We start from the raw sequence: 9,296 nt of genomic DNA on the forward strand, positions 1-9,296 counted from the left end.
GAACGGATGGGGGTGGACACGGTGGATCTCCTGCACATGGAAAACCGGATAGCCTCCGGCCATGCCGTGCCGCTGCACGTCCTGCGGCAGTATGCCGCCGCCTGCGGCAAACGGCTTGTCATCTCGTTCGAGTAGAGCGCAATCGGTGCAAACAACCCAGAAACGGCCTTTGCCAGGCGATGCGACTCCGCTTCCCGTCAATGTCCCGGGCGAAACCTTGATCCATATCCCCGGAGGCGTGCGCACGGATTTCCCCAACGGCAGTCAGTACCTGAAGAAAAAACCATGCGATTCGATCGATTTCACTTCGGCATCATAGCGGGCTGCATGTTCCTGGGCGTTGCGATCGGGGTTAGCGTCGCCGCAGCCGAGGGAGCGATCGTGGGCCTGCTGGCGGGCGCGCTGATTGGTGTGATGGTCGCCGCATCGCTTCTTGATGCAGATGACGCCTGATACTGGTGACGTCTTGAAGCGAACCGGGCGGCCGTCAGACGCATGGGAAGCAAACGGAAGCAAAGGCCCCCTGTTCTACAGTTCTGCAGGGGAGCGTATTCTGGAGAGTTCATGTCTTTTGCAGATCAGCATGATCATGTTCATCCACCTCTTCCCGACGCGGGCGAAACCGGCATTCGACGGATACGCGAATTCAATGCCGCGGCGTTCGAGCAGGCCGTAACCAGCATGCTTGAGGCCAGCGGCATCGACATCGATCCGGCACATACCGGCAGGACCGCGCAGCGCGTGCGCGAACTGTGGCAAAAGCGTCTGCTCGACGGCTATGACGCGGACCCGGCTGCGGTGCTCGGCAGCGGCTTTGAAGACGCGCGGCGCGACATGGTCATCATCCGCAGCATCGCCGTACACGGCGTATGCCCGCATCACCTGCTGCCGTTCCGTGGCGTTGCGCATGTTGCCTATCTCCCGGGCGGGCGGCTCCACGGCTTTGGTCGCATCGCCCGCATGATCGATGCGATCAGCCATCGCTACACCTATCAAGAATGGATCACGAACGGGATCGCGAACGCACTCGTCACGCATGGCGAGGCGCGCGGCGCGGCCTGCCTGATCGAGGCGGAGCAGTTATGCCTGCTGATGGGCGAAGACCGGCGGGGGGATGAGCGCGTCGTTACCCAGTGCTATGCGGGCGAGTTCAGTCACAACATGCAGGCGCGCACGGAATTCCTGCATGCCATCAGGCATCACAAGTAGTTCCTTTACATCACCCTTTACGGAGGTACACGCATGAGTCTGCGTCTTGGCGACACCGCACCCGATTTCGAGCAGGATTCGAGCCTCGGTCGCATCCGCTTTCACGACTGGCTGGGCGATAGCTGGGGCGTGTTGTTCTCGCACCCGGCGGACTTCACACCGGTGTGCACGACCGAGCTCGGTCTGACGGCGAGGCTCGCGGATGAGTTCGCAAAACGCAACGTGAAGACGATTGCGCTGTCGGTCGACAGTACCCAATCGCACGTCGAATGGATCACTGACATCAACGAGACCCAGGCGGCGAACGTCGGTTTTCCGATCATCGCTGATGGCGACCGCAAGGTCTCGCAGCTCTACGACATGATCCATCCGAACGCGAGCGAAACCTTCACGGTCCGCTCGCTCTTCGTGATCGACCCGAAGAAGAAGGTGCGCCTCACGATCACCTATCCGGCCAGCACGGGCCGCAACTTCGACGAGGTGCTGCGGGTGATCGATTCGCTGCAGCTCACCGACCACCATCAGGTGGCGACGCCGGGCAACTGGAAGCACGGCGACGACGTGGTGATCGTGCCGTCGCTCAAGGACGAAGAGCTGATCCGGCTGACGTTCCCGAAGGGCTATAAGGCGTTGCGTCCGTATCTGCGCATGACGCCGCAGCCGGACAGATAGGCCGCATCGGCGAGATCCACATACCACGTCAAGGAGAATGAGTGTGCACGTGATCGAGGCAATTCAGGAACGACGCCCGGCGAAACGGGACCGATGCCGCGAGACTCGCCGTAATGGACAGCCGGGTTGAACTGGACGGGACTGACTGAACTCATGAAACTGGTCCGAATCCCGTTGTTCGTCAGCGCGCTGCTGTCGGTGTTGCCCGCCTGCGCGGCAAGCATGCCGGGTGCTGCGCAGGCCGTAACCGCTGACGTCTGTAAGGGCATGCGCGAAACCGGCGCTGCCGACATTCTCAGATCGACGATTAGCCTGAGGGCGCAACTGCCGCAGGTGCCGGCCGACGAGGCCTCGTGGTTTGAGCAGCGTGCACCGCATGGTCAGGGGCAATCCGACGCCCTCGTCGCGAGACCCTCCTGGTTCGTGTGGCAGATGGGTCGACAACTGGACCGGGTCATTGCCGAGCTGGGCAGCATCCCCGCGCGCGGCGATCCCGCGGTCCGGGCGTGGCAGCACATCGATCGTGCGAATGCGGCGCTGGGCGCTACGACGCTTGCGCTGGGCGCACTCACCATCGCCGTGAGTCAGGCGCGCGAGACCGCCTCGCTGTCACCATTCATGTTCACCGAAGCGCAGGTCATTGCGCGCACCGGGGACCTTGAGGAGATCGCACTTAAGCTGAATACGCTGGTCGCGTGCAGCCTGCGCGCGCCGCTGAGGCAGAAATGATTGCGACATGCGGGCGACGCTGGTCACAACCGGAGCTTCCCGAATCGGGGCGCGACGAATGATGGACCGGCCACAGACATCCGCAACGGTGCCTGCGAATCGGGTTTTCAAACTCGTGATAGCGGAACACTCATGAACCGGACACACTACAAGTGCTCCTACTGCGATACGGGCGTCCTCCGCGCCGCCAGATTCTGTCCGGGCTGCCAGGCGGAATTGCACTGCGGCGCACCAGTCGGACTGTATTTGTTCGCGCTTGTCGCCGCGATCGCGATTGGTGCCGCATGTTCGTCGGCGCTACCTGAAGCCGAATCGTGGGCGGGATGGCTGATCGGCCTGGCGGCATGGGTAGCCGGCTGGGGACTGCTCGACTGGCTATATGCGAACCACGTCACGTTCAGGCGGAACCGGACTGACCGCCCCGACGCCTGAGATTACGGCCGGCTTTTCATCCGCATTTCAGGATTTTCAACGCTTCCATGGCACGTTCATCCCGCCGCACCGTATACAAGCCCGGCCGCAAGCCGCTCACGAAGGACATGCTGCTGCCCATGCCGATCACCAGGGTTCGCGCGCGATCGCTCGAAAACCACCTTGCGCTCGCTACGATACGCACCGGTCACCTACCCACCTGGTTCGTACATCGAACCATCGGGTAAAATACACATTGCCGTTTCCTTCCCCTGCCTTCAACCCAAATCCAGCCCATGATCAGGACAAACTTGCGCTCCGTCGGCATCGCGCACAATCACGACAAGCCGGCCTTATCGAAAGGGCAGAAAACGTTCAACTCGCTGATCAGGCAGATCGAAAAATGTCGCGGGCGGCTTCGCGCCTGGGAAACCATCACGCCCACATTCCAGCAGCAATACGTCAACGAACTGTTGCCTCTTGAGCGGACTTCAACCACGCTGCAGATCCGGATGGTGCATTGTCTCGATCGGGCCCATGTGCAAAGGGAACTGACCAAGACAGAACGCCGGAAGCTGGCCATGGTGATCGTCGATCTGGCGGGCGATCTGATCGACGAAGACGGGGATGAAGGCAAGGTGCTGAAAGCCGTCTACGACAGGTACAGCCCCACCAACTACGACAGCCAGATTGCTGCGGAAGTCGACGGGATGAAATCCGTGCTCGAGACGGTGCTCGGCATTGATCTGGGCGACGATCTCGACCTGCGTTCCCCGGAGGACCTGCTACACCGTGCACACGCGCATATCCAGCAAACCCAGACGGAATGGGCGGCAAAAAACGCGGAGCGGGACGTCCGGCGCGCGAAACGGAAAAAATCGCCCAGGCAACAGGCCGCCGAAGCCCGTGCACAAGAGCAGCAGGCGCAGATCAGCCTTTCCATTCGCGAGGTCTATCGCAAACTGGCCAGTGCCCTGCATCCCGATCGCGAAACCGATCCACAGGAGCGTGACCGGAAAACCAGGCTGATGCAACGCGTCAACGAGGCCTATCAGAAAAACAACCTGCTGCAGCTGCTAGAGCTGCAACTCGAGCTTGAGCATATCGACCAGCATGCCCTCAACAGCATGAGCGAAGAGCGGCTGAAACACTACAATGGGATCCTGAAGGAGCAGGTGCGCGAACTCGATCAGGAGATCTTCCACGTCGAGTCGGCCTTTCGGCATGCTTACGGCATCGATCCTTTCGAAGCCGTCTCTCCCGATACCGTTCTACGAAATCTCACCGCTGAGCTCAAGGAGCTCCGGCTCAATATTCGAACGCTTGAACAGGATCTTGCTGCGTTCGAAGACATCAAGAATCTGAAGCTCTGGCTGAAACGCTTCAAATTCGTACCCGCTGCATCAGACTTCGACACGATGCTGTTTTGACATTGAAACGGACGGACTGTGCTGGCTTATATGGATATGGCGCCTCGAACGATGTTGCGAAAAATAATCCCTCAACCGTCATGGCCTGAAGTGCTCGTGACGCAGCCGAAGAAGCCGCACGATATGAAGTCTATTCCCTTTTGTTTCCGTTTCGCGGCGTGGCTACTGGCCGGCGTGCTTGCCGCTGGTTGCGCTTCACAGTCGCCGTCGAGCTACGGAGCGAAGAACGGGCCCCTGACTGTTCCACCGGATGTGTCAGGGACCCAACTGCCGCCAGGCGACGGAGTGAATCTGCCGCACGCGGTGACGGAACTGACGCTGGCTTCGCCATTTGCCCGGGCGTGGCTGCAGGTGGGGAGCGCGCTTGAGCGCTGCTCCTTCACCGTTGTGGATCGCGATCGCTCGCAGGGCGTCTATGTCATTCGCTACGCGGATCCGATGGATCGAAGCGCGGCTGAGCAGGGCTTCTGGAGTCAGCTGGTCGATGGCCGGAAGGAAAAGTCCGCGCGGCAGTATCGCATTGGCCTGCGGACGGTGACGCCGCAGCAGACGCGTGTTGCCATCATCGACGACCTCGGCAGGACCGATACCTCGCGAACGGCAGCGCAGATCATGACACTGCTGGTCAGTCAGCTCCACTGAATTGACTCCGCGGCGGACAGTCCGACGCGACGACAGGGAAGGGCGCACAAACGAATACATAAACATCAACAAGGAGAAGGCGGACATGCAGGAACAGGAATACAGTGCGGGCATCGGGGATCTGAAAAGCCTGGTTGGGCAACGATCGCGCGAGGGCGACGCACAGGTGGCGGATCGGGTTGCGTTTCAATGGACACCGCTGCGGGCCATCGCGGGCCTGTCCGGCGCGCTGCTGTTAGCGTGGGCATTTCTTCACGTGATCCTGGTGCTCGTGTTTCCGCGCGCTGTAACACTTCACTGAAATGATGATGCGACTGCGAAAATTTATGGCGGCAGCGTTGCTGCTCGCCACGTCGGCTTTGTTGAGCGGATGCGGCATATTCGGGTGCGGGGGCGCGGCTACCAATGGCGCCGCTGCGGGTGGGTGTCACGCCGGCACGCGCTTCTAGCGGGGCCGAATAAAATGATGAAGAAAAAACAGACATGCGAAGACACCTGATGACGCTGCTGGCCGCCTGCACGGTCGGCATCCTCATAGCCGGCTGCGACGACCAGAAGGTCGCCGACGCGGTTAACGCGATCAAGCCGGACGCGATGGCCTTCGGCGACCTGCAGCCGGGTGTGTCGACCATCGACGACGTGCGCCGGCAGGCGGGCAAGCCCGAAATCGTCTGGCAGAATGACGACGGGTCACAGCGGCTCGAGTATCCGCGCGGCCCCAATGGCACCAATACCTGGATGATCGATTTCGGGCCGGACGGGATGCTCCTCGCGATCACTCAGGCGCTGACTGCGGAAAATATCGGGAAGGTCGCGCCAGGCATGACGAAGGATGAGGTGCGACGACTGCTCGGCAGACCGGCAACGGTTGCCCGGTATGCGTTGAGTCACGAAACGGTATGGAGCTGGCACTGGCAGGAAGGAGGCGTGTCGGGCGATGCGATGTTCAACGCACATTTTTCTCCGGATGGCGTCGTGATCCGGACGTCGCGATCGGAAGCGCCTAGGCGAGAAAAGCCATGACGAGGGGCGGCCGGTAAAAGCGAAATTTTCGACAAAAATGGTTTAAGACACGACCCGATATGACGAAAGCAGTGCAGAATCCAGCCCTCACGCCGGCGAAGGTGCTGGCATACCTGACGCCAGGTACGTCGTACACGGGGCAGCAGATCGCACGCCTGGCGGGCTACAGCACACCAGAAGTGCAGAAGGTGCTGGCCGGGTGTGTCGCAAGGGGCATGGTCAGGCAGACCCGCGACGGTGGGCACAGTGTCTACTGTGTGCCGACGGAAGAGGACATCCGACTGGAGCGTGAGCGGGCGGACCGGTATGCGCTGCCGACGGCGATCCTCCTGGGCTATGACGCGGCAAACCGGCGCTCTCGAGAAACATCGCATGGAAGTACGCGTGGTTTTCAGGCCGTTTTCGTGTCGGGAGTGATCTGGAAACCAAGCGCGGACGCGCGGCGTCTGAGCGCCGCGATGCTGCGCTGGCGCTGCTGCTCCTCGTAGTGCTGCTGACCTTGGTCGACAAAGGCTTCGCCGCGCGTGAGCATGAAGTACACCATGCGCGCAAGCTTGTGGGCGACCGCGGTGTTGGCGCGCGGCTTGTCCATGCGGGCGCACAGCCGGCGGTAGAACGCGCCGAGCGCGGAATCGTTGCGTGACAGGCTCATTGCGGCGAGCTTCAGCGCCTGGCGCACGCGGTTGGCGGAGCGCCGGGTGCGCGCGCTGAGCACCTTGCCGCCGCTGATCTTCGTGCCGGGGCACAGCCCCAGCCATGAACAGAAGTGCTTGATGCTGGCAAAGCGGCTCAGGTCCGGGCCGATCTCAGAGAGGATCGTCATCACGGTGGTGACCGACAGGCCGTTGATGCGGGTGAGGTCCACGCCGGCCCAGCGGGCCAGGGCCGCACGTGCATCAAACTGCGGGGCGTTCTTGCCGAGCCGCTTGCCGGGGCCGGCCAGTTCCGCCTCGTGACGGCCCAGCGGGACGAGCAGCGCCTCGATCTTCGAGTCGCATTCGAGGATGCGCTGGGCGAGGCTGTCAAACATCGCCAGCGCCTGCGCGAGCACGAACAGATGCTCCTCGCGCCAGTTGCCGGTCAGCGCCCGTTCGATCTCGGCCGCGCTGGCTTTCACGCGGCCGTGGCGATGCTGTGCCAGTGCCTTCGGGTCGCGCTCGCCGGCGACGATCGCCCGCACGATCGCCTGCCTGGTCATGCCCATCACATCCGTGAGGACCTCGGTGAGCTGAAGGTTCATCTGTACCAGAGCCTTCTGCATGCGCTGCACCCAGCCGCCCTGTTCGGCGAGCAGCACCTCGCGCTGGCGGGCCACCGCACGCACCACACAGACCGCATCACCCGGGCGCCAGGCTGCCCGCAGCAACCCCAGGCTCATCAGCTTCTGCAGCCACTGGCAATCCATCACATCGCTCTTGCGACCCGGCACGTACTTCAGCTGTCGCGTATCGACCAGCCACACGGTCAGCCCGCGCCGCTCGAGCACTTCGTACACCGGGATCCAGTACACGCCCGTCGATTCGAGTGCCACCGTGTCAACGCCGCACGCGAGCAGCCAGTCGGCCATCGCGTGCAGGTCGTCGGTCATCGTGCCGAATTCCCGCACTGGGTCCTCAGCGGCCGCAGCAGGCACGGCCACCCAGTGGCTCGAGCCTCCAATATCGATACCGGCCGCATTCGGAAACACCTCGGGACTGTCTTCACGTTTGCGCATTGCCATGGCCTGCTCCGCACTGGTTAGTGAACGGCAGCGCCATGGGTATTCGTCAAGATTGACTCTATCTCTCGAACGGGATGCAGCTCGCGCTGCTCGCCACTGTCGCCGACGAATCCCGGACCATGCTTCCAGGCGGGCTTATCCTGCGGCAGGCACGCCGCAGGCATGCACCATTGCCGTGTCGGTCATTGCGGCGCTGCCGCTTACCTGTATACCGCATCTCTGTTTCTCCGCCAACGCCGAGCCCGGCACGGGTTTGGAATGCTTCCAGGAAACGTGCATGGCCAGCCGCCGGCCACTGCAGGGCAGCGTATCCCGCGACCGGGACGGGCAATCGAGTGACTGAGCGCACCGATGGGCGCCGGATGTCCCAGATGAAACGCCTCTGCTTCTGGACTGTCGTTACCATCGTCGTCATGCTGGGCGCGGTTGTGTGGGTCAACCGAGAATACCTCGTGCCGACGACCACCTTGTCTGTGCGGATCGGCGAAAGCTACGACGATGTGGTCAAGGGATCGACGTTTGCCGTTGCGAAACATTCCACCGCCCCCGGCAAAGGTTCCGGAATGACGGCTGTCGATGCCCCGGCAGTCGTCATTGTGTTTAGCGATCCTGCCAACGGCTTCACACTTCCTGCTACGAAGTTCGCGCAGGTGACCTGGCGTAACAGGAAAGTTGCAACCATCGCCACGTCACCCATGTTGGAGGCGCTGCCGTTCAATGACGCTGTCGCACTGCTGAACAGGTTGCAGGCTGATTTCAGGAAGGCTGGCTGGGAACCTGCCGGTGGATCTGGCGAACGGATGTCGTCATGGTTCGACACCTCGTCGGCGGCAGGCCTGTCCGAGCTTCGGCAGGCAGGCGCGCTCGGGTTCGGGCAAGGCCTCACGCGGGAACTGGCGGTGCCGCACAAATACACGATGCAATTCCAGTTCCGCTGCTGGGACTACTGCAGCTTCGGGCCAAATGAGTACACCCTTTACCGGATCGATGTCAGTATTGGGCCGGATCACTGACATGACTAATCGGCTGATCGGACGGGCGCAACCGCGAACAGGGTTCCAAGCCACCGGCGTCAGGTCGGCGCGGAGCCGGCCTGACGCCGGCAGCTATCAGCGCTGCGCGTGGCCTGTCAGGTACCGGCCGGCCGGACCGACAACGCGTTCGCCGGGTACAGAACACTGTCACGTCGATCAGCAATCCCAGAACGAGACATGCTCCGCGCATTGCACGGAGCATGGGCAGACAAACCAGCTTTAACGCGCCATATGATCGTCGTGATGCCCGTCGGCCATCTGATCACGATGCATCCGGTCGTCACGGGCATTGCGATGCATGCGCTCGCCTTCATGCGTGCGATGTTCGGCCGCCGCGCGATGCGCGTCGGCTTCGCGATGACCGAAATCCTGAGCGAATGCGCTGCCGGCAAACGTCAGGGAAAGGAGAGCAAGCGCGACAAGTTT

The 9,296-nt window shown here is 62.0% G+C and carries 13 protein-coding genes; 12 read left to right on the forward strand and 1 reads right to left on the reverse strand.

Features of this window, described 5'->3' with window-relative positions; translation table 11 throughout:
* The first annotated feature begins 285 nt into the window (after window positions 1-285).
* The 10 genes from P3T23_RS46420 to P3T23_RS46465 all read left to right on the forward strand — a co-directional run bounded on the left by P3T23_RS46420 (window position 286) and on the right by P3T23_RS46465 (window position 6,604).
* Window positions 286-453 carry a hypothetical protein gene (locus P3T23_RS46420; protein ID WP_429322743.1) on the forward strand — a complete coding sequence of 56 codons (168 nt, stop codon included), beginning with the start codon at window positions 286-288 and terminating at the stop codon, window positions 451-453.
* A 111-nt stretch (window positions 454-564) separates the two neighbouring features.
* Window positions 565-1,209 (forward strand): GTP cyclohydrolase I FolE, encoded by a 645-nt coding sequence (gene folE / locus P3T23_RS46425; RefSeq protein ID WP_429322744.1) that lies wholly within the window; start codon window positions 565-567, stop codon window positions 1,207-1,209.
* A gap of 33 nt (window positions 1,210-1,242) precedes the next feature.
* A complete protein-coding gene (locus P3T23_RS46430) occupies window positions 1,243-1,881 on the forward strand; it encodes a peroxiredoxin (RefSeq protein WP_429322745.1) in 639 nt (212 codons plus the stop codon).
* Between the two features lie 153 nt (window positions 1,882-2,034).
* A complete protein-coding gene (locus P3T23_RS46435; RefSeq protein ID WP_429322746.1) occupies window positions 2,035-2,610 on the forward strand; it encodes a hypothetical protein in 576 nt (191 codons plus the stop codon).
* Between the two features lie 132 nt (window positions 2,611-2,742).
* The gene (locus P3T23_RS46440; RefSeq protein WP_429322747.1) at window positions 2,743-3,042 is read left to right on the forward strand and encodes a hypothetical protein; all 300 of its coding nucleotides are present in this window, start codon (window positions 2,743-2,745) and stop codon (window positions 3,040-3,042) included.
* A gap of 560 nt (window positions 3,043-3,602) precedes the next feature.
* A complete protein-coding gene (locus tag P3T23_RS46445) occupies window positions 3,603-4,451 on the forward strand; it encodes a molecular chaperone DnaJ (protein ID WP_429322748.1) in 849 nt (282 codons plus the stop codon).
* 123 nt (window positions 4,452-4,574) lie between these two features.
* The gene (gene bamC, locus P3T23_RS46450) at window positions 4,575-5,093 is read left to right on the forward strand and encodes an outer membrane protein assembly factor BamC (protein WP_429322749.1); all 519 of its coding nucleotides are present in this window, start codon (window positions 4,575-4,577) and stop codon (window positions 5,091-5,093) included.
* A gap of 85 nt (window positions 5,094-5,178) precedes the next feature.
* The gene (locus tag P3T23_RS46455; RefSeq protein ID WP_429322750.1) at window positions 5,179-5,394 is read left to right on the forward strand and encodes a hypothetical protein; all 216 of its coding nucleotides are present in this window, start codon (window positions 5,179-5,181) and stop codon (window positions 5,392-5,394) included.
* A 182-nt stretch (window positions 5,395-5,576) separates the two neighbouring features.
* Complete coding sequence (gene bamE / locus P3T23_RS46460; protein WP_429322751.1) at window positions 5,577-6,116, forward strand: outer membrane protein assembly factor BamE domain-containing protein; 540 nt, start codon at window positions 5,577-5,579, stop codon at window positions 6,114-6,116.
* 59 nt (window positions 6,117-6,175) lie between these two features.
* Window positions 6,176-6,604 carry a MarR family transcriptional regulator gene (locus tag P3T23_RS46465; protein ID WP_429322752.1) on the forward strand — a complete coding sequence of 143 codons (429 nt, stop codon included), beginning with the start codon at window positions 6,176-6,178 and terminating at the stop codon, window positions 6,602-6,604.
* On the opposite strand, the gene P3T23_RS46470 is transcribed toward P3T23_RS46465, so the two are convergent.
* Entirely contained in the window at window positions 6,508-7,836 is a 1,329-nt protein-coding gene (locus P3T23_RS46470) for an IS110 family transposase (protein ID WP_429322753.1), read from the reverse strand. The genes P3T23_RS46465 and P3T23_RS46470 overlap by 97 nt on opposite strands.
* Window positions 7,837-8,207: 371 nt before the next feature.
* Between P3T23_RS46470 and P3T23_RS46475 the strand changes: the two genes are divergently transcribed.
* Entirely contained in the window at window positions 8,208-8,849 is a 642-nt protein-coding gene (locus tag P3T23_RS46475) for a hypothetical protein (protein ID WP_429322754.1), read from the forward strand.
* A 264-nt stretch (window positions 8,850-9,113) separates the two neighbouring features.
* On the forward strand, window positions 9,114-9,296 hold a 183-nt coding region (locus P3T23_RS46480), incomplete at its 3' end, for a hypothetical protein (protein WP_429322755.1).

This window comes from Paraburkholderia sp. GAS448, from assembly GCF_050435685.1.
Taxonomy (GTDB): domain Bacteria; phylum Pseudomonadota; class Gammaproteobacteria; order Burkholderiales; family Burkholderiaceae; genus Paraburkholderia.